General features: G+C 36.6%; 28 protein-coding genes. 9 read left to right on the top strand and 19 right to left on the bottom strand.

The window, feature by feature from the left end:
• The first annotated feature begins 432 nt into the window (after nt 1–432).
• The 3 genes from AB1279_RS02855 (at nt 433) to AB1279_RS02845 (ending at nt 3,453) form a co-directional block, all read left to right on the top strand.
• Nucleotides 433–1,422, top strand: coding sequence for an NAD(P)/FAD-dependent oxidoreductase (locus AB1279_RS02855; RefSeq protein ID WP_429757761.1), 990 nt, complete (start codon nt 433–435; stop codon nt 1,420–1,422).
• A gap of 142 nt (nt 1,423–1,564) precedes the next feature.
• Nucleotides 1,565–2,044 carry a GyrI-like domain-containing protein gene (locus AB1279_RS02850; protein WP_429757760.1) on the top strand — a complete coding sequence of 160 codons (480 nt, stop codon included), beginning with the start codon at nt 1,565–1,567 and terminating at the stop codon, nt 2,042–2,044.
• Between the two features lie 158 nt (nt 2,045–2,202).
• Nucleotides 2,203–3,453 (top strand): MFS transporter, encoded by a 1,251-nt coding sequence (locus AB1279_RS02845; RefSeq protein ID WP_429757759.1) that lies wholly within the window; start codon nt 2,203–2,205, stop codon nt 3,451–3,453.
• A gap of 17 nt (nt 3,454–3,470) precedes the next feature.
• Here the strand turns inward: AB1279_RS02845 and AB1279_RS02840 are convergent, their stop codons facing one another.
• Nucleotides 3,471–4,361 (bottom strand): helix-turn-helix domain-containing protein, encoded by an 891-nt coding sequence (locus tag AB1279_RS02840; RefSeq protein WP_429757758.1) that lies wholly within the window; start codon nt 4,359–4,361, stop codon nt 3,471–3,473.
• A 285-nt stretch (nt 4,362–4,646) separates the two neighbouring features.
• Between AB1279_RS02840 and AB1279_RS02835 the strand changes: the two genes are divergently transcribed.
• Nucleotides 4,647–5,099, top strand: a complete 453-nt coding sequence (locus AB1279_RS02835; RefSeq protein WP_429753293.1) for a DUF523 domain-containing protein — start codon at nt 4,647–4,649, stop codon at nt 5,097–5,099.
• 212 nt (nt 5,100–5,311) lie between these two features.
• A complete protein-coding gene (locus tag AB1279_RS02830; RefSeq protein WP_429757757.1) occupies nt 5,312–6,124 on the top strand; it encodes a hypothetical protein in 813 nt (270 codons plus the stop codon).
• A 39-nt stretch (nt 6,125–6,163) separates the two neighbouring features.
• On the opposite strand, the gene AB1279_RS02825 is transcribed toward AB1279_RS02830, so the two are convergent.
• The 9 genes from AB1279_RS02825 to AB1279_RS02785 all read right to left on the bottom strand — a co-directional run bounded on the left by AB1279_RS02825 (nt 6,164) and on the right by AB1279_RS02785 (nt 12,704).
• Nucleotides 6,164–6,319 (bottom strand): FbpB family small basic protein, encoded by a 156-nt coding sequence (locus AB1279_RS02825; protein ID WP_336482464.1) that lies wholly within the window; start codon nt 6,317–6,319, stop codon nt 6,164–6,166.
• Nucleotides 6,320–6,627: 308 nt separating this feature from the next.
• On the bottom strand, nt 6,628–7,965 hold the full coding sequence (locus AB1279_RS02820) for an amino acid permease (RefSeq protein ID WP_429757756.1): 1,338 nt from the start codon (nt 7,963–7,965) through the stop codon (nt 6,628–6,630).
• 371 nt (nt 7,966–8,336) lie between these two features.
• Entirely contained in the window at nt 8,337–8,507 is a 171-nt protein-coding gene (locus tag AB1279_RS02815; RefSeq protein WP_176524580.1) for a hypothetical protein, read from the bottom strand.
• A 115-nt stretch (nt 8,508–8,622) separates the two neighbouring features.
• Nucleotides 8,623–8,715, bottom strand: coding sequence for a DUF3967 domain-containing protein (locus AB1279_RS02810; protein ID WP_429757755.1), 93 nt, complete (start codon nt 8,713–8,715; stop codon nt 8,623–8,625).
• Complete coding sequence (locus AB1279_RS02805; RefSeq protein WP_429753289.1) at nt 8,715–8,927, bottom strand: hypothetical protein; 213 nt, start codon at nt 8,925–8,927, stop codon at nt 8,715–8,717. The genes AB1279_RS02810 and AB1279_RS02805 overlap by 1 nt, the downstream gene beginning before the upstream one ends.
• A 152-nt stretch (nt 8,928–9,079) precedes the next feature.
• Nucleotides 9,080–10,333: an ATP-binding protein gene (locus AB1279_RS02800; protein WP_429757754.1), complete on the bottom strand. Its 1,254-nt coding sequence runs from the start codon at nt 10,331–10,333 to the stop codon at nt 9,080–9,082.
• Nucleotides 10,334–10,939: 606 nt separating this feature from the next.
• The gene (locus AB1279_RS02795; protein ID WP_098308732.1) at nt 10,940–11,293 is read right to left on the bottom strand and encodes a HesB/IscA family protein; all 354 of its coding nucleotides are present in this window, start codon (nt 11,291–11,293) and stop codon (nt 10,940–10,942) included.
• Nucleotides 11,294–11,334: 41 nt separating this feature from the next.
• Entirely contained in the window at nt 11,335–12,201 is an 867-nt protein-coding gene (gene dapF, locus AB1279_RS02790) for a diaminopimelate epimerase (protein ID WP_429757753.1), read from the bottom strand.
• A gap of 263 nt (nt 12,202–12,464) precedes the next feature.
• Nucleotides 12,465–12,704: a YuzB family protein gene (locus tag AB1279_RS02785; protein WP_098308736.1), complete on the bottom strand. Its 240-nt coding sequence runs from the start codon at nt 12,702–12,704 to the stop codon at nt 12,465–12,467.
• A 335-nt stretch (nt 12,705–13,039) separates the two neighbouring features.
• Between AB1279_RS02785 and AB1279_RS02780 the strand changes: the two genes are divergently transcribed.
• Nucleotides 13,040–14,110 carry an NAD(P)/FAD-dependent oxidoreductase gene (locus AB1279_RS02780; RefSeq protein ID WP_429757752.1) on the top strand — a complete coding sequence of 357 codons (1,071 nt, stop codon included), beginning with the start codon at nt 13,040–13,042 and terminating at the stop codon, nt 14,108–14,110.
• Nucleotides 14,111–14,208: 98 nt separating this feature from the next.
• Here AB1279_RS02780 and AB1279_RS02775 read toward each other — a convergent pair whose 3' ends face one another.
• The 4 genes from AB1279_RS02775 to AB1279_RS02760 form a co-directional block, all read right to left on the bottom strand.
• The gene (locus tag AB1279_RS02775) at nt 14,209–14,712 is read right to left on the bottom strand and encodes a DinB family protein (RefSeq protein ID WP_429757751.1); all 504 of its coding nucleotides are present in this window, start codon (nt 14,710–14,712) and stop codon (nt 14,209–14,211) included.
• A 220-nt stretch (nt 14,713–14,932) separates the two neighbouring features.
• Nucleotides 14,933–15,730 (bottom strand): nucleotidyltransferase domain-containing protein, encoded by a 798-nt coding sequence (locus AB1279_RS02770; protein ID WP_429757750.1) that lies wholly within the window; start codon nt 15,728–15,730, stop codon nt 14,933–14,935.
• On the bottom strand, nt 15,718–16,008 hold the full coding sequence (locus AB1279_RS02765) for a hypothetical protein (protein ID WP_429757749.1): 291 nt from the start codon (nt 16,006–16,008) through the stop codon (nt 15,718–15,720). Before AB1279_RS02765 ends, AB1279_RS02770 begins: the two co-directional genes overlap by 13 nt.
• Nucleotides 16,009–16,082: 74 nt before the next feature.
• Nucleotides 16,083–16,391 (bottom strand): YuzD family protein, encoded by a 309-nt coding sequence (locus AB1279_RS02760; protein ID WP_429757748.1) that lies wholly within the window; start codon nt 16,389–16,391, stop codon nt 16,083–16,085.
• A gap of 160 nt (nt 16,392–16,551) precedes the next feature.
• On the opposite strand from AB1279_RS02760, the gene AB1279_RS02755 reads away from it, so the two are divergent.
• Nucleotides 16,552–16,788, top strand: coding sequence for a NifU family protein (locus tag AB1279_RS02755; RefSeq protein ID WP_098308748.1), 237 nt, complete (start codon nt 16,552–16,554; stop codon nt 16,786–16,788).
• Between the two features lie 207 nt (nt 16,789–16,995).
• On the opposite strand, the gene yutH is transcribed toward AB1279_RS02755, so the two are convergent.
• The gene (gene yutH, locus AB1279_RS02750; RefSeq protein WP_429757747.1) at nt 16,996–17,997 is read right to left on the bottom strand and encodes a spore coat putative kinase YutH; all 1,002 of its coding nucleotides are present in this window, start codon (nt 17,995–17,997) and stop codon (nt 16,996–16,998) included.
• Nucleotides 17,998–18,113: 116 nt separating this feature from the next.
• Here yutH and AB1279_RS02745 point away from each other — a divergent pair, with 116 nt between their 5' ends.
• Nucleotides 18,114–18,605, top strand: coding sequence for a phosphatidylglycerophosphatase A family protein (locus AB1279_RS02745; protein ID WP_429753280.1), 492 nt, complete (start codon nt 18,114–18,116; stop codon nt 18,603–18,605).
• A gap of 49 nt (nt 18,606–18,654) precedes the next feature.
• On the opposite strand, the gene AB1279_RS02740 is transcribed toward AB1279_RS02745, so the two are convergent.
• On the bottom strand, nt 18,655–19,143 hold the full coding sequence (locus AB1279_RS02740; protein ID WP_429757746.1) for a GNAT family N-acetyltransferase: 489 nt from the start codon (nt 19,141–19,143) through the stop codon (nt 18,655–18,657).
• Nucleotides 19,144–19,312: 169 nt separating this feature from the next.
• Between AB1279_RS02740 and AB1279_RS02735 the strand changes: the two genes are divergently transcribed.
• Nucleotides 19,313–19,894, top strand: a complete 582-nt coding sequence (locus AB1279_RS02735; RefSeq protein WP_429757745.1) for an NAD(P)H-dependent oxidoreductase — start codon at nt 19,313–19,315, stop codon at nt 19,892–19,894.
• A 78-nt stretch (nt 19,895–19,972) separates the two neighbouring features.
• Here AB1279_RS02735 and AB1279_RS02730 read toward each other — a convergent pair whose 3' ends face one another.
• The 3 genes from AB1279_RS02730 to AB1279_RS02720 all read right to left on the bottom strand — a co-directional run bounded on the left by AB1279_RS02730 (nt 19,973) and on the right by AB1279_RS02720 (nt 23,140).
• A complete protein-coding gene (locus AB1279_RS02730; RefSeq protein ID WP_429761288.1) occupies nt 19,973–21,325 on the bottom strand; it encodes an MFS transporter in 1,353 nt (450 codons plus the stop codon).
• Between the two features lie 322 nt (nt 21,326–21,647).
• The gene (locus AB1279_RS02725) at nt 21,648–22,412 is read right to left on the bottom strand and encodes a TIGR01457 family HAD-type hydrolase (protein ID WP_429757744.1); all 765 of its coding nucleotides are present in this window, start codon (nt 22,410–22,412) and stop codon (nt 21,648–21,650) included.
• A gap of 92 nt (nt 22,413–22,504) precedes the next feature.
• The gene (locus AB1279_RS02720; RefSeq protein WP_429753276.1) at nt 22,505–23,140 is read right to left on the bottom strand and encodes a helix-turn-helix transcriptional regulator; all 636 of its coding nucleotides are present in this window, start codon (nt 23,138–23,140) and stop codon (nt 22,505–22,507) included.
• Nucleotides 23,141–23,214 lie beyond the last annotated feature (74 nt).

The following is a 23,214-nucleotide window of genomic DNA, read 5'->3' as shown; positions in this document are numbered from 1 at the left end:
AATTAACACATTTACTTTCCTATATTAGTCGTTTTCTCTTTACTTTTCAAGCAGTTGTAGAATTATCAATATTTTAAAATAACGAGGTCTTTTTAAGTTTTTTCACATTCCTTTATGTACTCAGCATGTAACGGACAGTCACAGTCTTTTCACCTTCAAATGCGGAACCATAATCTATAATTTTATTTCATCAACTACAAATGGTTATACTTTCCAAAAGATGTATACTTCACCTATTTGGATATTCTTTTCTAACAGATTTATACAAAGTGTATACACAATTCAGTCGTTTTCTAACGCTTTTTTTTATAAAATATGATATCATTTGTCTTGAGTGCGCTTGCACTCTGTTCACGGAAGTTTCGTATAACATACATACGAGTGTATATAGGAGAATCACGAAAAATTTCCTAATTATAGGGGGAGTAAACAGTGACAGAAAATCAAAAGGTATACGACATCACTATTATTGGTGGAGGTCCAACTGGATTATTCACAGCTTTTTACGGCGGTATGAGACAAGCAAGCGTAAAAATTATTGAAAGCTTGCCACAACTCGGTGGTCAATTATCTGCATTATATCCTGAAAAGTACATATATGATATCGCAGGTTTTCCTAAAATTCGTGCACAAGAACTCATTAATAACTTAAAAGAACAAATGAGCAAGTTCGAATCAACTGTTTGCTTAGAAGAAGCTGTTCAAACGTTAGAAAAACAAGCAGATGGTGTGTTCAAGCTTGTAACAAATAAAGAAACACACTACTCTAAATCAGTCATCATTACAGCTGGAAACGGTGCATTTCAACCGCGCCGTTTAGAATTAGAAGGTACAGAGAAATTCGAAAAAGCAAACTTACATTATTTCGTTGAGGATATGAATAAATTTGCTGGCAAACGCGTTGTTGTGTTTGGCGGCGGTGACTCTGCGGTAGACTGGACAATGATGTTAGAGCCAATCGCAAAGGAAGTAACAATCGTTCACCGTCGTGATAAATTCCGCGCACATGAGCATAGCGTTGAAACGTTAATGAACTCGCGTGCACAAGTCAAAACGCCATACGTTCCAGTTGAACTGATTGGTGAAGAGAACATTGAACAAGTTGTACTTCAACACGTGAAAACGGAAGAAAAAGTTGTCATTGATGTTGATGATGTCATCGTAAACTACGGCTTCGTCTCTTCTCTTGGTCCAATTAAAGACTGGGGTTTAGATATCCAAAAGAACAGTATCGTTGTGAACTCAAAAATGGAAACAAACATTCCTGGCATTTACGCAGCTGGTGATATTTGCACATACGAAGGAAAAGTAAAACTAATTGCATGCGGCTTTGGCGAAGCGCCAACGGCAGTAAATAACGCAAAAGCGTACTTCGATCCAAATGCGAAGCTGCAACCAATGCATAGTTCTAGTATGTTTTAATTGAAATAGATACGTTGAAGAACTCCTTTCTAATGGAAAGGAGTTCTTTTTATAAAAAATAACCATTTTCAAGCACCTCCTCTTTGGATAATTATGGTATAATAAAAAAGAACGTTTGTTCTATAACGAGGAGGATGATACGATGATTCAACCTACAATTGTAAAAAAAGAAACTTTTCAAGCCATTGGTATTTCCATTACTACAAACAATAAAATTGAAATGTCCAGCGATGGAAAAATCCCTCACCTATGGAATCAATACTTCCAAGAACAAATCACCAACCAGATTCCAAATAAAGCTACCCAAACAGAAACGGTGGCACTGTATTCAAACTATGAATCTGATGAAACAGGTAACTACACGTATACAATCGGTGTTCCAGTTTCGACTATAAGCAATACACCTGAAAATATGACGGTACTCACTATACCTGCCGCTACATATGCCGTATTTACAACTCGCAAAGGCCCATTATCAGAAATTATAGCAGAAACATGGCAAGACATTTGGAAATGGTCAAAAGAAAACAACCGTGCATTCACAACAGATTTCGAGCTGTACGATGAACGATCTTTCGAGCCAAATAATGCACAAGTTGATATTTACATTGCATTAGTTTAAAGTGTAAATAAGAAGATGCCTCGGCACCTTCTTATTTTTATGCTTCAGCAATCTGCTGGGCAAATTCCGCTTTTTTGAATACAATGAAAAAGTATCTGTATAGAAAGATTAGAAACTGTTAACAAAGATAAAAAGACATATGACAGAAAGGGATTCATATGGAGGAATTACATAAAAGTAAACTTGCTGTAAAAGAAATGGGAACGCCTTTATTAAAAAATACAAATTTCCTGTTTCTTTGGGGCGCTACCTTATGTTCAAGCTTTGCCTTAGCATTTTTTACGTTTTCGCAAACTTGGTACATAGCAAAAACATTAAACTTAGAAGCATCACTCGGAGTTGTATTTGTTGCTCTTAGTGTTCCGCGCCTAATCTTTATGATTATCGGCGGAGCCGTTGCAGACAAATTCCAGAAAAAAAACATCATGTTTTATTCTAATATTGTGCGCGCGCTTCTTGTAACGATCATTCTCATTTGGTTCATCATTGGGCACGTTACATTATACACATTTGCTTTCTTTGCGCTCTTCTTTGGTTTAGCTGATGCCTTTTTCTGGTCAGCTGATGGATCTATCTTACCGGATCTCGTAGAGAAGCATCGCCTTACACAAGCAAATTCACTCACGCAAATGACAAACCAAGCATCTGTTATTCTTGGTCCTGTCCTTGGCGGGATACTAATTAAATTCAGTAATTATGAAACAATCTTTGCGATAGCGATTTTATTATTACTTATTGCTGCCATACTTATCCAAAAAGTTCACGCAAGTACATTGCAAGAAGAAACAAACCAAAACAAAGGCATGTTTACTTCTATTAAAGAAGGCATCCTTTATGTGAAAGAATCACCATTTTTATCAACGTTTCTTATTTGCAGCGCCTTTTTGAATTTATTTTTAATCGGACCGATGCAAGTCGGTTTTCCGCTGTTCATTAAAGATGTACTGCACGGTGACTCGCTCCACTTTAGTTACTTAGAAGCTGCTGTTGGCGGGGGAATGGCCATTGGTGCAGTTATCGTCGGGCTGCGAAATATTAATCGGCGCCGCGGTTTATTTTGCATTATTATGATGCTGCTATCCGGTGTTTTCTTCTTATCTATTAACTTTAGCACAACACTTTGGCAAGCAGTTCTAGCAGGTTGCTTTTACGGCATTTCAATCGCAATGGCCATCGTACCATTAATGGCCATGATTCAATCAACTGTGAAAGAAGAAATGATGGGCCGAGTTATGAGCTTACTCATGCTATCATCGATGGGTTTTATCCCGATTTCTTATGCCCTGACTTCACTTGCATTAGCTGCTGGGATACCGATTGTCACGATTATGAAAAGCGGTGCAATTGCTGTCATTCTATTTGTGTTATTTATCGCAATTCGCGTTCCGATTGTACGAAAATTTGATTAAAACTAGAGAGTTATGCTTCATAAGCATGACTCTTTTCTTTTTTCACCTTCAAATGGATTATATAAAACAATCCCGCTGTTCCTTCTCACTGCCGCTCCCCACTCTAATGCGACATCTAAAAATAACGCCTGCATCGTACCATATAAAAGTGCACCAAAATCTTTGCGAATCTCACCGTACTTATATGCCCTTACAACACTTTTTGTCCGCCGAATGATTTGCATTTGTATATCATCATGCTTCATAATCTGTTCCCACAACAACCCTAGCTCAAATAAACCGCTCTTTTTATAAGCGAGTTCCACTTTACTCCAAGCAAAATTAATTGTTTGCGGATGATGAGACATTGGTGAAATCGCATCTACAAATTGCACTGGAATATCATGACGGCAATACGTTTCGTCCATATCATACGTTTTTATTTTCTGTTGTATCTTTAAATTGTTTTCATAAACACTAGTTTCCGTTTCCTCATTCAACTGCTCCTTCTTACACTCTCCTGCACTCTCGCCATTTTCACATGCGGTCATTTGCATACGGTCACTCATGCGGTCAACTGCCCGTTTACAAAACACATACAAATTCGCACTATATCCCCCGCGCTTATATCTTTCCTTCGTGAACACACGCTTAATAATACTAAGCTGCTCAAGCTTTGCGACAGAACGGCGTACAGTCCGTATACTTTTCCCTAATTTCACCGCAACCGTTTCCATTAATGGACATGCAACACCAACCGTTTTTTGCTTTTCGTTTATCGCATACCTTCCTAACAAACAGATCACAAGAAAATCTGTTTTATTCAAATGCGTTTGATACTGCGTCAAAATTTGCTGTTGATATGTATTAAACTCTTCTTTACTTTGAAATTCGCTATATTCTTTCATTAATGTATACAATTTACTCATGCTCATCCCCCTGTTTATCCCGCATTAACGGGCAGTAAGACCTCCACGTCAAGATTCAAAGGGCAGAAAGGTTGACTGCCCGTAAAAGCCCGATTGGTTCAACTAACCGTCAGTGAGTGGGGATAAAGCCCCCACTCACTGACGGAAGTTTCACTTTATCCCGCATTAACGGGCAGTAACCCCACACCGATGGAAGTTTCACTTTATAAATAAGAAGAAAAACATAAAAGTGGCGAAAGATTTTGTTGTATGATGAAAGTAAATCCATCAAAATGAGGTGAAAACATGATTGTAATCAGTGCGTGTTTAGCTGGAATTGCTTGTCGTTATGACGGAAATGATAATCTCGTTGCAAAGATTCAAGAACTGCTAGAAAAAGAAGAAACGATTCTTATTTGTCCGGAAGTATTAGGCGGATTGCCAACACCTCGTACACCAGCCGAAATTGTCGGTGGAAACGGTGACGATGTATTGAATGGAACTGCAAAAGTAATAGACCAAAACGGAAATGATGTGACAGAAATCTTTATTGCGGGGGCCTATGAAGCATTACATCAAATAAAAGATTTAAACCCTGAATATATTATTCTGAAAGAACGCAGTCCATCTTGCGGAAGTTCCGTCATTTATACAGGTGAATTTAATGGTCAAAAACAAGATGGTTACGGTGTTACGACTGCATTATTCAGACGACATGGTTTTACGGTGATTTCAGAAAATGACTTTGTAAAAAAATAAGGAGATGGCTTTTTATCCATCTGTTTGTTTTAATTTTCAGAATTTAACACACTATGTATAGAGTAAATATTTACATAAAGGGGGATACATATGCCATTTGAACACACATTAGAAAGATTGTATGTTATCAAGACTTAGAATTTAAAAATTAAGGGGCGCACCTATTAACTATGATTATATGAAATGTGTTATAGGAAGCAGGTGAACTGAGAGTGAAGAAAATTAAAGCAGCTGTTTTAATTTTAGTGCTTAGCATACCAATATTCCTATTAAGCGGTTGTTTTACAAAAACAAAACTAAATAAACCAATAGGAGATTATTTGTCAAAAAACTATGGAATAAAAAATGGAGATTTTAAAATTCTTTCTGCTGATAATAATTGGTTCGAAGGTATTGATCATCAGACTTATGTAGAAATTAATAAACCCTATCATACCTTTGCTTATTTAATTGTAGACAGAAATTCACATGAAATAGATAAAGATAGTGGCGATGATGTTTTCTTAGAAATATTCAAAGGAGCTTATGTTGAACAACATAGTGATGTTTTGAAACAATCCGATAAAATTATAAAAAAGTATAACTTATTAAGTGAATCCCCTAACGACTACGATAAGGGAAAACAAAATTTCTATTACTATTTACATGTAAATATAGATGAACACCAAGAAAAAGAATTGATTGAAGACTTTAAACAAGAACAAAAATTAAACACTGACAAAATAATTAAAAATGTAAAGGTTAGTAAACCTAGAAATAATGCCAATTATATAGGAGTCATCAATTTTATTTACTATTACAACACCTATAAAAATAGTGGCAGTGTGCCTAATGCTCAAAGTATTGTGGATGATTTTGAAAAAAGCCACGTATTAACAGAGGGAGTTTATAACATAGCAGTTCGTACCATATATTCTAGTCCTGCTTCTATACAACAAGGGGTGGATAGTAGGAATAGTAATGTCATGTTCATCGTAGATAAATCAGGAAAGTTTAAAGTAACGGAACCAAATTTGAATTTTTAGATTCGATGATTCCAAAAATTTTAATGAAAAAACCAGCCATTATGAGGCTGGTTTTGTAATTATATAACGTTGTTCAATTCTTTGTTCAATTCTTTCCAACTCTTGTTTATCATTAAGTATCTTTTGTTTATTTTCTTGCACTAATTCTTTAAATGTTTTACTGAGTAATTGACGGGACTTTCTTGTCATAATCATTCCTCCTCATTTTCTTTGGCATCAAAGATATAGAATGAAAAATACAATCACAAAATTTTTCGCGCTTTGTAAAATATTTGTCTTAATTTGTCGAAAAATTCGACTTACCTAAATAATACTATAACTTTTAGTTTTTCAAATGTTATTTATTTGAACTTTATGTGAAAAAATTATTTGTTCCATAGTTACTATTAATCATCTAAAATTTCTTGCAAAAACTTTTTTAATGAAAATACCAAAACAAAAAGGCCGCTTTACACGGCCTTTTTGCTCTTAGAAAGTGATACTCCTTTTTAAGCTAAAAATCTCTATTTCGATTCCTTTCTGCCAACCAAAATAGATAGAACAGATAAAAGGATAAGAATACTTGCGCATACAATAGAGTTAATTATATTCCCTGCATTGAACAAGAAGAAAATAAAAATAATTGCCAAGGCAGCTGCTGCAAACAAGGTGCTGTATGGAAAGAACCATACGCGAAAATACGGCATTTTAGGATACTGTTTACGCAACTTGAATTGCGCAAGGCAGATGCTAGTCCAAATAAGCAAAACAGTAAAGCCCGGGATAGACATCAAATAGCCAAAGACATGTTCTGGTGTAAGGAACGCAATAAAAGCCCCAATTAATAAACCAGTGCAACTAACAAGAACCCCCCATACAGGAACACCACGTTTAGTAAGACGAGAAAATAGAGCAGGAGCTTCGTTATTTTGCGCCAGAGAGTACAAAATGCGGGAAGTAGCATACATTCCTGAATTGGCAGCCGACAACACAGCGGTCAATAAAATAAAGTTCATAATATGTGCTACACCTTGTAATCCAGTTGCAGAGAAAACCTGTACGAAAGGACTGCCTTGCTTTCCTACTTCGTCCCAAGGGATAAGTCCAGTGATGATGAGAATAGGTAATGTGTAAAATAAAACTACTCGGAACATGACCCCTTTTATTACTTTAGGAAGCGTTTGTTCCACGTTTTTCGTTTCTGTTACAGTTAATCCGATTAACTCTGAGCCTCCGAAAGAAAAGACAACGATTAAGAGTGCTGTAAAAACACTTCCCCATCCTTGCGGAAAGAATCCGCCGTGACTTGTATAGTTTGTAAAATATACTGCTTCATGATTTGGAATGAGACCAAATAATAAGGCAAAACCAAGCAAAATAAATAAAACAAGCGTAATAATTTTGATACTCGCAAGCCAAAACTCTATTTCACCGTAAAGTTTGACGCTAATCAAATTGATAATGAGAAGAAACGCAGTACATGCTAGACTAAGCAGCCATAAAGGAGCGGATGGAATCCAGTATTGTAAAAAGCTCCCCCCTGCCAAAACCTCAACAATAATAACTAAAATCCAGTCGATCCAGTAGAGCCAACCAACGACAAAGGCGAAACGAGAACCGAAAGCTTTTTGAATCATTCCTTGAATGTTTAAGCCCGGGTAAGCAATAGCCATTTCCGCTATTGCGCTCATAACAATGAGAAGAAGAAATCCTGCAAATAAATAAGAAAAAACGATGCCGGGCCCTGCGGCTGAAATCGTATCTGCACTTCCTTTGAAAATTCCCGTCCCAATCATCCCGCCTATTGCCATAAGCCTGATGTGACGCGGTTGCAGTTCGCGTTTCAATTGTTGCTGTGCCATGTCTAATCCCCCTTTAGTAATAAAATAGAAACAAGGTTAATCTCTTTTTCTCAAAAGTGATTATGTAACATCACTAACTGCTGTATAGTTCTTTCTAGTTGATTTAATATTTAAACTATACAATAATCTTTTTGATTTTGGCATATATTTTTGAAGCGTATGCTGAGAGAATTTGAAAGAGAACGTTTCATAATCAACAGTTTTTGGAACATCCTAAGTTAGTAAAAAGATCCTTTTTATGAAATTAATAATTTTATAGGTATAGTGATATTTTTAATTTTTAGCTCTTGATTTTTGCTTAAAATATAAATTTTTTGCACAAAGCGAAAAAAGTGGCGATTTTTTCATCGCCACCACTGCATCAATTTTTTCTATTTAGGACTGTTTTTGAGTATTTGAATATTTTTATCTCTTTCTCCGCCATCGGAAAGCTCCTCTGAAAATTCATGGTCTGCTTTCTTCCCTAACAGGAGTTCAGATGACCGAATTGTGCTGGATGGCAAATTATTATTCGGTGCCGCCTGTTCATTCCATTTTCCCATCAAAATCACCTCTTTTTTATTATCGGATTTTTGTCATGATTTTATTAAAAATCACCGATAAAAAAAAGAAGCCCTCCGATTTGGAAGACTTTTGTTCCGTTCACATTATAATTCTCTACTTACTGAACAACCATGACCAAAAAGATTCTTTCTGTTCTGATGTTGCAATCATCTTCTTCGTCTCTTGTGTCGCCCGTATAACAGTCATTAAATCACTTGCTCGTTACGATGCCCTTTATTCGAATTTAAGTAAATCTTTTTTAAATCCAATTCCGAAAGTTTTCGTTTTTCCGCCACCGCTCTTATTAGAGCTATCTCGTGATACATAGCTTTAGAAAGAATTCCCTTTTTTATGTTCCTGCTAATTTCCACGAAAAAACCCGCTAAAAGATCGTCCGATAATTCTTTGTACGAAAACAAGAATTTTCCTCCTTACAATAGATTTGCGTATACACAACATTTACATCTTCTATAATAGAGATTAAAATCCTTTTTTAACTTTTGATACTGAAGAAATCATTTCATCATTTACGCCCAAACATATGCATTCCTTCATAATATTTCGTTTTTAATTAGCAAGGTATAATGATCGAAAAACGTGTTCCCTTTCCTTTTGTACTCCTTATTTCTATATCTCCGTTCAATTCTTTAATAATGCTATAAGCAACCATAGTACCTAATCCAGTTCCTTTTTCTTTTGTTGAATAAAACGGCATGGCAATTCGCTTTATTTCTTCGCAGGACATTCCAATTCCTGAATCGATAATATGAATCACAATATTACTTTTTACTTTTTGTGCATGAACTTGTAATATTCCTCCATTTTCCATAGCTTCAATTCCATTTTGTACAATATTTATTAGGCATTGTTTTAGTTTTTCAGGATTAGCATCTATATACAGATCACCTGTAATACTTCTCTTAATTTCAACATTGTGTGAAAGTGCTAGCGGTGCAATCATTTCTGTTACTTCATGAACAATACTACTTATATTCAGTGGTTTTTTTATCGTGTTTTGTGATTTTGTTAAGGATACATAATTATTAATAATCACTTGTACTTTTTCTAACTCCATTAACATAATTTGTAAGTATTGATCTTGAGATGTTTTCGGAATTTCATTTTCATGAAACAACTGAGTAAATCCATATACGGTAGTTAGTGGATTATGAATTTCATGTGCAATCGATGCAGCTAATTCACTAACTGTATAAAATTTTTCCGCTCTTTGAATTTTTTCTTTCATTTTAAACTTCTCAATCATTCCTTCTACTAAATAAGCAGATAATAGTCCTGTGAAAATGTTAATGATTATATAATTGATTAGAAGTTCAATAAAAACCGCTTCGATTTTACCATTTATTTTAATTTGATTGATTATAGCGAAGATAGAAAGAGAACTTGTATTAATCAAAATAAGCAGTATATTGAACAATATTTTATTTCTCTTGAAATGAGTAGGTACAACATAACGGGATATGACCGTAACAATAGTAGTTATACTAAATATAATGAACGATGGAAAAAAACCATTTCCACCCAAATAAAATCTATAAGAAATATATATAACACTTATAACAATAATGCTTCTTGTATTGCCATATAAGAAAACCAAAATAATAGGAATAAAACGCAAATCATAAATATACCCATCATATAAGCGAAAAGGGAATGTCATACAAAGAACAAGTGCAATCGACGCAAGAACAGCAATCAATATCTCGTTATATGGTTCTTTTTCAGTCTTATCTAGCCAAAATACTTGATAAGTAAGGATACAAATGATAATAATAAACGCATTTAATAGTAGTGTAGAGATTCCCATATTCTATACCTCCCTGATTTTTTGTAAGAGAGATGGTGAATTCATTTTATCAAGTATTTCATTTATATATCTACACGTTACAATCTTCCTCATCATGTTAAATTTATTATTTAATGGAATAAAAGTAAAGTGAAGTAAAATAGCTTTTTATTGCTTATATTAAATTTAATAATGGTGTCGAGGAAAAATACTTTGGTAGGAAAGTACAAAAAAGAAATAACTGGGGGAAAATCAAAGCATTATCCATTAATAACTCTCAAAAATTAGGATTTTTACAAATTTTTTTATTATTTACATTATAATTATTAAAGTACCATAAGAATAATCCAATTACAACTTTCAAAACTGAAAATTCTACTTTTTTCGTCATTTTATGTTACAAGTAACTTGAAATTATAATTGCGTTTTACTACTTCTAGTTTCGCACAAAATAAAAACCTTCTTAACGATTTGATTTCATCGCTAAGAAGGTCGTTATCCACAACCGTATATTTGAACGTTTTCGGGTTGTTTATATACCCGAAGATACTTGTTTTCCTGCGTTCTAAACCGTGTAATCCGTAACCCATCGGCTCAGTTTTCGCTTAGACTGACGAAGCTAGAAACTTAGCACTCTTCAGGCTTACCAGCATTCGTCGCTGTGCGGAAAGATGAACCGCATCCGCATGATGCGATCGCATTTGGGTTATCAATCGTAAACCCGCCGCCAAGCATCGATTGTTTATAATCGATTTTTACTCCTTTTACAATCGGAGCACTTTCTTTATCAATAACAAATTCAACACCGAAAAATTCAAGAACTGTGTCGTCTTCATTTGGTTCTCTTTCAAATCCTAAACCGTAAGAAAGACCGCTGCATCCACCGCCGTGTACTGCAAGACGAACGTATTTCTCTCCATCCTCGGCATCTTTTAACATATCTTTAATTTGATATGCCGCTTGTTCTGTTACAGTAATCATAGAATCCACCTTCCTTTCTTTTCTCGTTCTATTATACATCTTTACTCTTCAATCTTATAATAATATACACCGCTGCAAGTGACTTCTGCTGGACCATTCATTAAAACTGTCCCTTCTTCTGTCCATGTAATCAGTAAGTCTCCGCCTGCTAAATGAACAGTGATTTCTTGTCCGCGCTTCATCTTTCCATTCAAGATTGCAGCTACAACCGCAGCACACGCTCCTGTTCCACATGCTTGTGTAATACCAGAACCGCGTTCCCATACACGGAAATGCATTTCGTGGTTATTTAATACTTCGATAAATTCCACATTCACACTTTCTGGGAACATCTCGTGTGTTTCTAGCACAGGGCCTAATGTTGTCAGCGGCGCTTCTTCAATATCATCTACAAAAATAACAGCATGCGGATTTCCCATTGAGACGGCTGTAAATGCATAGCGGTGATTGCTGTAAAGGAAATCTTCACGAATAAATGGTGTTTCTCCTTCACCTAGCATCGGTAAATCAACGCGTTTTAATCGCGGTGCACCCATATCAATCGTAGCTGAAGTTACAATTCCATCCTCAATTGATACTTCTGCTGTAACGATTCCGGCTAACGTTTCAATTGTAAAAACAGTCTCTTCTACTAATTTATGTTCATATGCATATTTTGCGACGCAGCGCAGTCCATTCCCGCAGCTTTTTCCTTCTGAACCGTCTTTATTAAAAATACGCATCTTCACAGGAGCAACTTCAGATGGACAAATTAAAATCATTCCGTCAGAGCCAATTCCCGTATTCACATTTGACACTTTTTCAGCAACTTTCGCTAGATGCTCTTCTGCAATTTGTTCTTCAAACATATTCACATAAATATAATTATTTCCAAGACCGTGCATTTTCGTGAAAGAAAGTTGTTCCATATTGTTTCACTCCAAAATTTTTTATTGTTATAAGTATAAAATGTGCGCTTTTGGAAAACAATAAGAATGTCCCCCGTTTCTCATATTCAACGACAATTTTGGCGTAACAAGGTCGTGCTTACACGTATTGTGTAAGAAAAAAGCCCTTCAACAAAGGGCTTTCTTTTTTTATATATACATATCAGCAATTGCTGCACTTGTTAGCTTGTTCCTTTAAGATGATTTTATGTGTTTATAAAAAGACGCTGCCTCATTGCAACACCTTAAAACATCGGATTTTCATCTAAATAATCATATATGTTTTTCACAAGTTCTTCCGGTGTTTCGCCTTTTACAACTTCACCGTTCACAAGTGCATATGGTCCTTCAAAACAAATACCGCAATAACCAAGACAACCATACTCAATCACATCTAAATTCGGATCTTTCTCTAGTTGTTCCCTTGCCTTTTGCGCACCACTTGCAAGGTTGCCGACACAAAATTCAATTAACGGTTTAATCAACCTTATCCCCCCTATATCTATATATTAATCCTTGTTTTATAACAGTAAAACTAAGATGTTGTATAAATTGTGCTGAAACGACTAAAATTTTCAATCGTTTCATTCTGTAATCCTTAATAAAAAGCACTTTTCGGTCGAAAACTGCAACATTCTACAGTTTTTTCACAAATCGCCCCACTTTTCTTCTTATTGTACAACAGATTATGCATTCATACATTGTTATTTGCTTCTAAATTCGATATAATTTGAATGGGTAAAGTCAAAATATTTTTGTAATATAAAAACTTTTATTTTTATGATTAGGGGATATTTCAACAGAAAAGGGGTAATCCATCATGAAGCACCTCGTAATACTTGGTGGGGGCTACGGTGGAATGAGAGTTTTACAGCGTCTTCTTCCGAGCAACCAACTTCCGGATGATGTTCAAGTGACATTAATCGACAAGGTACCGTATCACTGTTTTAAAACAGAATACTACGCATTAGTAGCAGGAACGATTTCTGAAACGCATATTCGCATTCCATTTCCAGAACATCCACGACTTAATATTCAATACGGAACTATAACGAATGTTGATTTAGAAAACAAAGCCGTTCATCTTGATAGCGGTGAAGTTGTTAATTATGATGACTTAATTATTGGACTAGGTTGTGAAGACAACTATCACAACGTTCCAGGAGCGCAAGAAAATACGTATAGCCTTCAATCCATTGAACAAGTTCGTCAAACATATCAACAACTAAACGGTTTAGAACCACATGCAACAGTTGCTGTTGTAGGAGCTGGCCTAAGCGGCGTTGAAGTAGCAAGCGAGCTTCGCGAAAGCCGTCCAGACTTAAATATTTATTTATTTGACCGAAAAGATCGCATTCTTTTCCCGTTCCCAGAAAAATTAAGTAGATACGTAGAAGAGTGGTTTTTGAAACATAATGTTACAATCATTCGTAACTCGAACATTACAAAAGTAGAACCAAATATTGTGTATAATCACGATGAACCACTTGAATGCGACGCAATCGTATGGACAGCTGGCATTCAAGCGAGTGAGATTGTTCGTAATCTACCTGTCGAGCACGATAATAGTGGTCGGGTTGTATTAACAAAATATCATAATATTCCAGAATACGAGAACGTGTATGTATTAGGTGACTGCGCTGCATTGCCGCATGCACCATCTGCTCAGCTTGCAGAAGGACAAGGCGAGCAAATTGTCCAAATATTATTAAAACGTTGGAATAATGAAACATTACCAGAAGAACTACCTGTTATTAAATTAAAAGGTGTTCTCGGTTCTCTTGGTAAAAAACACGGCTTCGGTTTACTTGCAAATCAGCCGTTAATGGGCCGCGTACCTCGCCTTTTAAAATCAGGTATTCTGTGGATGTATAAACATCATAATGGTTAAACAAAAAACAAGAGCCGCCATGCAGCTCTTGTTTTTTCTGTTGCCTATATGTGTTAAATTACAATGTTGAAGTAACGAATTCGTAGCACATACTATTTTTAAAGTGGTGGATTTTCCACTCCTAAATGGATCCAATCTTCTTTTGGTGGACCATACACTCCAAATGGTTTTATGCCTGCTTGACGCATAAGAATTGTAACTTGTCCGCGATGATGAACAATGTGCTTAATTAGCCCCATTAGGATTGTAGCGTTTGATTCCTTTCTTCCAAATGCTTCTTGTATTTGCTTTAGTGATTCATCTGTCCATTGTTCTTCAATAACTTTAGCTGCAGCGAGACTTATATTTTTAAAAGCTTCAGCAATTTCCTTCGCTGATGTTAGTACACTTTCTACATTTTCTACTCCATCTATCTTTAATCCGAAATGAGCTAAATAATCTGGAATATTTGTTGTAAAATGCCACGCAATTCTCCCTAAAGTACGACCTTCTGGATAAACTTGTTGTTTTAATGATTCATCTGTCAAACCATCCAAAACTTTCTGGGTTAGCATTGCTTCCCTATTCCATTCATTAATAAAGTCTGAAATTGTTACATACATAAATAATCTCTCCATAATCAAATTTTAATTGCCAATTTATTTCTTGAAATACAGATGGAAGTTTCACTTTATCCCGCATTAACGGGCAGTAAGACCCCACCTCAAGATTCAAAGAGAAACGAGGAAGATAGGTGGGGATAACTGCCCGTAAAAGCCCGATTGGTTCAACTAACCATCAGTGGGGAATGAAAAAAACTCCCCCACTGATGGAAGTTTCACTTTATCTTCCCCACTTCTTCTTACATTCCTCTATTCCAAACAATAAATACTTCTTCGTCATCTCAGCACGTCTCCATCTCGATAGGGACGGCTTCATCTCTTCCTTTTGACGCATCCGATACACATCTTGCAGTAACGGTTCCCATTGTTTAGAAGATTTCATCATATATTGCAGACCTTCATCTTTAGAAACAATCCGTTCCGTTTCTAGCGTGTATATAATACGTCCCATTGTTACAACTGCAAATTCTACCCATTCTGTGGATAAAAATAAATAGAGACGTTTTACTTTCTCACTCCAATATTGTTCCACATTGTATTTCATTGTGCTCACAACATCATCCCACGTTATTGCATATGGAAGCTCGTTTGCCTGTTTACCCCAAACAGTAATACCTTGATTTTTTAATGTCCACCACGTAACAGAATTAATATCCCAATGCCCTTCATTCGTTTTTCCATCTGAACAATATAAATACGGTGACATTTCATGATTTTGCTTTCCTACATCAACAAGCGAAATATACATACCATCCATTCGCTTACCAAGATCATGTTTATAGAGCTCCTTATGTAGTTCACGTATCTTCACTTTCTCTACTTCATTCACTTGTTCTGTCGTCACCGTTACAAAATCAACATCACTCGTTTCCAAATGAAAAGCTCCTAATGCTAGTGAACCATACAAATACACACCAACCAACTTTTCTTTAACAATAATTTCCTGAAGTCCATTCACGTATTTGTCTAATAAGAGTTTCACTTCTTCTGGTATAGAACGCTCCATTACGATACCCATAAGTATACTCCTAACGCAGCTACGACATTAGGAATCGCTGCAAACACATTCGTTTTAGCAGATTGAAAACGAGATTCTTTTCGCGTTGGCTTTGCCGAAGCAAATGTCCCCCGCGCTCCTAAAATGAATCCATCTATACAAAGAAATGCTGCACTAGCTAAGAAAAAGAGGCTCAGCCAACCTGCTAACGAGTAAATCATCGCTGCATCTCCTTCCATATAGGCAATACCGCTGACTGCAAAAAGCCCTATACTCCCTATTACAAGGCCCTTCTTCATCTCATCCACCCTTTCGAATACAGAAAAAGCCCCTGCGTTTCGTAGTCTACGTTGCAAGAGCTCTGTGAGTTATATTATAGATATTTCTCAATTTCTTCGTATACATCCTTTAAGCGGGGATTACCTTCTCCTACAATTTCACCATTTACAAGTACAACAGGGTAAAATAAGTCTTCTTCAATCACGCGCTCAGCAAAAGCTCGTTTTTCTTCCCCTTCTTGCAGCTCGTGAATGTCCACATATTCAAAATGAAACTTTTCTTCTTGTCCTTCATACTTCCTGCCAATTGCTGCTTGCAGCCATTCATACGTTTCCGTTGATGACGGCATCCCAACGCAGCTAGCACACACAACCTTTGCCCCGTAAACGCTAACTTTTATCATATTCTCTCCCCCATTTGCACATACATTTTTTTCTGCATCTTATTGTCACATATAAGAAGGAAATTTCCATAAACTATTTTGACAACATAAGAAAGATATAAAAAATAGATTTTCCCCTGTATCTTGATTATAATAAAACTAATGAAAGGAGTCGATAAAAATGGAAAACGAAAACTTACACGAACAAGTAGCTGAAGTATTAGATAAATTACGTCCGTTCTTACTTCGCGATGGCGGTGACGTAGAATTAGTAGATGTTGAAGAGGGTATCGTTAAATTACGCCTTCTAGGTGCTTGCGGCAGCTGCCCAAGTTCTACAATCACATTAAAGGCTGGTATCGAACGTGCACTTTTAGAAGAAGTACCAGGCGTAATCGAAGTAGAACAAGTATTTTAATCTAAAAGCGGAAGCGGCTCGCTTAGAATAAAAGGGGGATCGAGCTTCTGACGTAGAGGTGTTTTTTACCTCGCAGGAAGAAGCGAAGCCACCGACTATTCTAGCCGCTGGAGTTGGATAATGTAAAATCTTTAGTGGATTATTTAAAATAGCCACTAAATCTAAAGAAAAGAGACCCGCTATGGTCTCTTTTTTCAAAACTACATATTACGTTAACCAATCTAACTTACGAATTCCTAACTTATCCACAGGTAAATGAATAAGGTCATAAAAGCGCTGAAGAAATTGTTCCGATTGATTTACCTGTTGCAAAATAGTTTCCAGCCGATCTTGGTATACATATTTCTGCGTCTCACTTCCAGTTAAGTAATACCCTTCAACTGTTTCAAAGTAATGAAGAGGAAAGAGAAGACGCGCAAATAGGAGCCGCCACCCAAAGGAAGATAATGGATAGTTACGTTCATAATCCGTTAAAAACTGGACAATCGTTTCTTCCCATTTCTCTCTTTTTTCAAAAGAAACGTGACGGACCCACTCTGCTAAGTCGCGGCTTGGATGATCGTATACCCAATCAATCGGCAGCTTTAATCGCTTCGTTTGCTTCCAAAGCAACGGTGTAAATCGTTCCTGACAAATTGTTGCGGCATCAGCAAGTTGAGGAGTATCATCAATTTCTGTATCTACTACATATTGAATTGCATTTTCGGCAAGACCTAAGTAGTAGGGAAATGATTCAATAAATAATTGTTCAAACATATCAGTAGGGTGACTCATTATTTTGGATTGCCAAAAGCGCTCGAGCTGATCTAATCGTTTTTCCCACAGCGCCTTCCATTCGCCAATTCGGCTGAGATGTTCAATATCATCTGAAAAAAATGCACCGCGCTTATGAAATAACGATAGCTCACTTCCTGGAGACATTGCATTGCGATCTAGCATACGCATTCCTTTTAGCAAGCAATAATTTGCATCTTCTATCTCGCTAACATAATAACCTTGTATGTTTGGAACAAAAGTCGCAACTGTAATATCACCTTGCTGATTCATATAATCACTTAACTTCTTCATTTCAACAAGCTCTTCTTCTTGCAAGCTTCCCGTCGCAAGAAGCACATAAATTTTATTTCGAACCCAAAAGCTCTGATAGGGCCCGAGGGGTGTAAATTCTTTGACGTGTATATGATAATGCTCATAAATATATTGAATCATCGTACTCGCCACCTACATTTTTTCTATATATATATGAGCTTCTGATGAACTTTCATTCCTATGCACATAGTACACCTATACGTATACAATATTAAAAAGAAAAAAAGGTGATAATCATGACACAACGAAATGAACTACAAGAAAGAGCATTACAATTACTACAAGAACGCGGTGTAACAATTGACGATATTGCAGAGCTCGTTCATTTTCTTCAAAAAAAATATCATCCAAATTTAGCAATGGAGGAATGTCGTTATAATGTAGAACGCGTCTTATCCAAACGCGAAGTGCAAAATGCACTCATTACAGGAATTGAACTGGACGTCCTTGCCGAAAAAGGATTATTAAGTGCACCTCTTCAAGACATCATACATCGTGACGAAGGATTATACGGTGTAGATGAAGTCGTTGCCTTATCTATCGTCAACGTATACGGCTCAATCGGTTTCACAAACTTTGGTTATATTGATAAATTAAAACCAGGTATTTTACAATATTTAAACGACAAATCAACAGGAAAAGTTCATACATTCCTCGATGATATCGTCGGAGCGATTGCAGCTGCTGCATCCAGCCGTTTAGCGCATAGAGCTGCACATGCTGAATAATACAAAAACAAGAAAACCAGCTTCTTTATGAATAAAGAGCTGGTTTTTCTTATTTATTTTTACATCCCGCCGCGTCATACTCCATAAGTAAAAACTCCCTTCCCCTGCTCATGAAAGAAGCCTTCTTTTGAAAACCTGCTTTCATATACAGATGAATGGCACGTTCATTAAAAGCGGCGACACTTAAACGAATCTTCTCTGGTCCAAATTGCTCTTTCGCAAACTGCAATCCAGCTTGTAAAAAAGATATCCCCAATCCCTTTCCAGTTAAAGCTGGTTTTATTCCAAGTCCAATATCCACAACACATTCACCTGTGTATAATTTTGCGTCTCTTCCGCCTGGTACTTGTGCGTTATCCCCAAAACAAAAATAACCAATGAGTTCATTATGCTCATTACGAACGCCATAATATGTACCGTCTAACAATTCTTCTAATGTTTCAGGTGCCCCGGTAAAACTGTATAGTTCATACGGCTCATCATATTGCCATACATTTATCTCTTCTGCTTCTCCTGACGTAAGTACATGAATGTCCATTTGTACGTTCACCTTCTCTTTCCTTGTACCAATTCGCTCAAACTAGGAGAATTCCTCTTCTCCAAAGCATCTTCTTTGATTTCCTAACAGCAAGTAACTAAAATAGTTACAATAGATGTTTTTTTATATGAACATACTACTAACATATCCACAGGCAGGAGGAATTGTAATGAAACACTTACTTGTTTATGCACACCCGAATCCACAAAGTTTTAACCATGCAATTTTAGAAACGCTGCAAGGACAACTGCAAGAAAAAGGACACGAAGTACGCGTTCGTGATCTATATGCGATAAACTTCAATCCTGTATTAGCTGCCAATGATTTCATTTCATTTTCACAAGGAAATACGCCGGCTGATATTCAGGCAGAACAAGAACATATTACATGGGCAGATGTAATCACATTTATTTATCCAGTTTGGTGGACAGGTCTTCCTGCTATCTTAAAAGGGTATGTAGACCGTGTATTTAGCCAAGGATTTGCTTTTACATACGGTGCAAATGGTGTTGATAGATTGTTGACAGGTAAAAAAGGGTTATTATTATCCACAATGGGCAATTCGCAAGAAAATTATGATGCAAGCGGTATGTTTGAAGCAATGAAGAAAACAACTGATGCAGGTATTTTTGATTTTACTGGTATTGAAACAGTAGAGCACGCTTTCTATACGAGTGTTCCTTCTGTGGATAACGAGACGAGAACACAGTATCTTGAAGAAGTGAAAGAGCTTGTGAATCGTTTATTTTAACGAAAAATCCACCTTGTGAAGGTGGATTTTTAATTTCCCAAAGAAGCCAAACATTTTTGTTCGACCTCTAAACATCAATTACAATTCATTTCTTCTTCGACTATAAGCTACTGCATAGATAGTTGCACCAATTAATATGGTAACAATAAAAACAAGTAGTAAATTACTATACAAGTACGCTTTCGCATTTTGTATAGTGAAAAGTAACGGATAGTCTAGAATATGTTTTGTTAACAACCCTCCAACAATAGCGATCCCTATTCCCTCTGCTAAGAAGCAGGCGAAGTTAAGAAATCCCATACCTGTACCGACTTCCTTCGGCTCCAGAGCATCTGCAACACTCGTAGAAATTACTGTTTTAACGAAGGAAAGTCCACCAAACATTAGAATCAACATACCAGAAACCAACCATGGTGTTTGATCTGCAAATAATGAAATGATAAGAAAACTCGCAACAATGAAAAGTGAGCCCATCCATAGAACAAACGTAGTTCCTCGTTTATCAACTAGACTGCCACCAACTATACCGAATAACATCACACTCATAGTTCCTGGAAATATAACCCACCCAATCATACTTGCAGACAGTTGGTGTACATCTCTCATCATATAAGGAATCATTGATATACAACCTGCTACGGTTCCTAGCAAAATACCCCCAGTTAGAACTCCCAATATAAACTTTCGGTTTAGGAATAATCTTGGTTCTATAAAAGGTTGTTCAACTTTGTGTATATACAAAGCGAATCCTGCAAACAACGCAAAACTAATCGCCAAATACAACCAGTTATATTGCGTTGTGTATATAGTAAATGTGACAATCCCACAGGACAGTAACGCTAATCCCCAAGTATCTAACCTCTCTCCCTTTGTGGATTCATTAGGGAGTTCTTTTAGAAAAAAGGGGATAGTAAAAAGTGTTAGCATCGGAATCAGAAAAAGAAAGGGCCACTGTACATAATGGGCAACCGTCCCGCCAAGGGCTGGGCCTATTCCTTCTCCCATAGCTACCAACGAACCAATTATACCAAATGCTTTACCACGATTCTCCGATTTCACGTAGCGTGCAACGATTACCATAATAAGCGCTGGTACTGCTGATGCACCAACACCTTGAATAAAACGTGCAGCAATTACAGCAAAAAAATTAGAATGTGCCAACACACCTAAAAGTGACCCACCACTATAAGCTAGCAGACCGAAAACCAGTAATTTCTTCACACCATATTTATCACTTATTGTTCCGTACGTGATTGACCCAATAGCAAATGAAAGCATAAAACTTGTATTTACCCAATTAGCCAAAGACGGTGATATGCGAAGGTCTTTCGCGATATCGGGTAAAACTACATTAAAAACCATTTCGTTCAATACGCTGAAGAAAGCAAGAAAGCCAAGCCATAGAAAAGCCTTCTTCACATCATTAAACACATAATTCGGTAAATCGGTTGCTGTAGTTGTTACATTACTATTCTTTAATCCTTGTAAATCCTTTTCCACTAGGACGATACCCCCATATAAAGGGGAACCACGCAGTTTATAGGGTAAATGATGCGTTTCCCCTTAAATTTGTACCCCCATCATTTTTGTGCACTTCATAAATACGCCTCCTCATTACATTTATTCCATATTATACCATTAATCTGTTCAGCAAGGAAGGAATGAAACTTCACACAATTCGACCATATATATCACCAGAACGAATTTTTTGTTATAAAAAAATAGGCAACCATTTACGATTGCCTATCTCTTCTTATATCTTTTCAATCCACTCTGTCAAACTGTGGACAACGTGCGTCGGTTGCACATCATATTCTGTTAATTTTTCCACAGATGTGACTCCTGTGTGGACAAGAAGCGTATCCAGCCCCGCATTCATACCAGCTAAAATGTCTGTATCGTAGTTATCCCCAACCATTAACGTTTCTTCTTTCGTTGTACCAAGCACTTTTAGAGCCTGTTCCATAATAATGGATTCTGGTTTACCAATGAAGATTGGGTTTACCGTTGTGGATACCGCTACAACAGACGTTAAAGAACCGTTCCCCGGTAATAAGCCGCGTTCTGTTGGAATTGCAATATCACCGTTTGTTGAAATGAATGTTGCCCCGTTTCGAACGGCTAAGCATGCTTTTGCTAGCTTTTCATATGTAACTTCACGATCTAATCCAACAACGACAAAGTCCGGATTACTATCCACAAGTGTGAATCTTTTTTCCACAAGGGCATCGCGTAAGCCTTCTTCTCCAATCATATATACAGAAGCATTTTGCTTTCTTTCATATATAAAATTCGCCGTTGCCATACTTGTCGTAAATACTTGCTCTGGGCTAGCTGGAATATCAAACTGCACAAGCTTGTCTGCAACTTGCTCTGGTTTACGCGTTGAGTTGTTCGTAACAAATAAATACGGTAAGTTACGTTCTTGCAGCGCTTTTATAAAATCACTTGCCTCTTCAATTCGTTCTTCGCCTCGATACATTGTTCCATCTAAGTCAATTAAATAGCCTTTATACATAGGTGCCACTCCTTATTGATACATACTCTTCTCTTATCGTATCCTCTTTTTCAAAATAAAAAAACGCTTTTTCGAAAAGCGTCCTATAATGTTCATTTTTTTTCTTTTATTTGATACGAACAGAAGCAATCCCCATCACACATACTAGATAATATTTTCACATCAGCATCTGGCAAAAGTGTATCATACATATTTTTCTCATCATGACAAATTTGCGGAAACTTTTCAGCTACCTCTATTAAAGGACAATTTTGCTTTTGTAATAGGAAGGAATGTTCACTTTCTTTTTGTACGCGAACCATATAACCATTTTTCTCTTGCACAGCTGCAATTTCTTTTAATCGCTCTACTGTTGTTTCTTTTCGATTTATACGGTTTGCTAATTGTTCTTCCATACGGTTCGTACGTGCCCTTAAAAGCTTCTTAACGAGTTCCTCATCGCCAATATGCAGCAAGTCTTCTAGCATTTCGACTGCAAACTGCTTATATTGTTTCGGAAACAGGTCTTCCCCTTTTGTACTTAAACGATAAACATACATCGGTCTTCCGACATGTTGGCGTACCATCTTCGCTTCAATCAGCTCTTCCTTTTCAAGCCTGCTTACATGACGACGCACTGCCATCTCCGTAATTTGCAATGCTTCTGCTAATACCGCAACAGTTTGTTCTCCCCTTACTTTCAAAAGTTGCAGAATTTCTTCTTTTGTAGAACGTGCTGCTTCCCCCATTAATCAACCCTCTTCCCTTTCCCCAGCTCTAATAAACAAAATACATCACTGTCTATTAAAACCGCATGAATTTA

The sequence above is a fragment of the Bacillus sp. S14(2024) genome (genome assembly GCF_050473785.1).
Taxonomy (GTDB): Bacteria; Bacillota; Bacilli; order Bacillales; family Bacillaceae_G; genus Bacillus_A; species Bacillus_A yunxiaonensis.
This window is presented reverse-complemented; position numbering and strand designations above follow the sequence as displayed.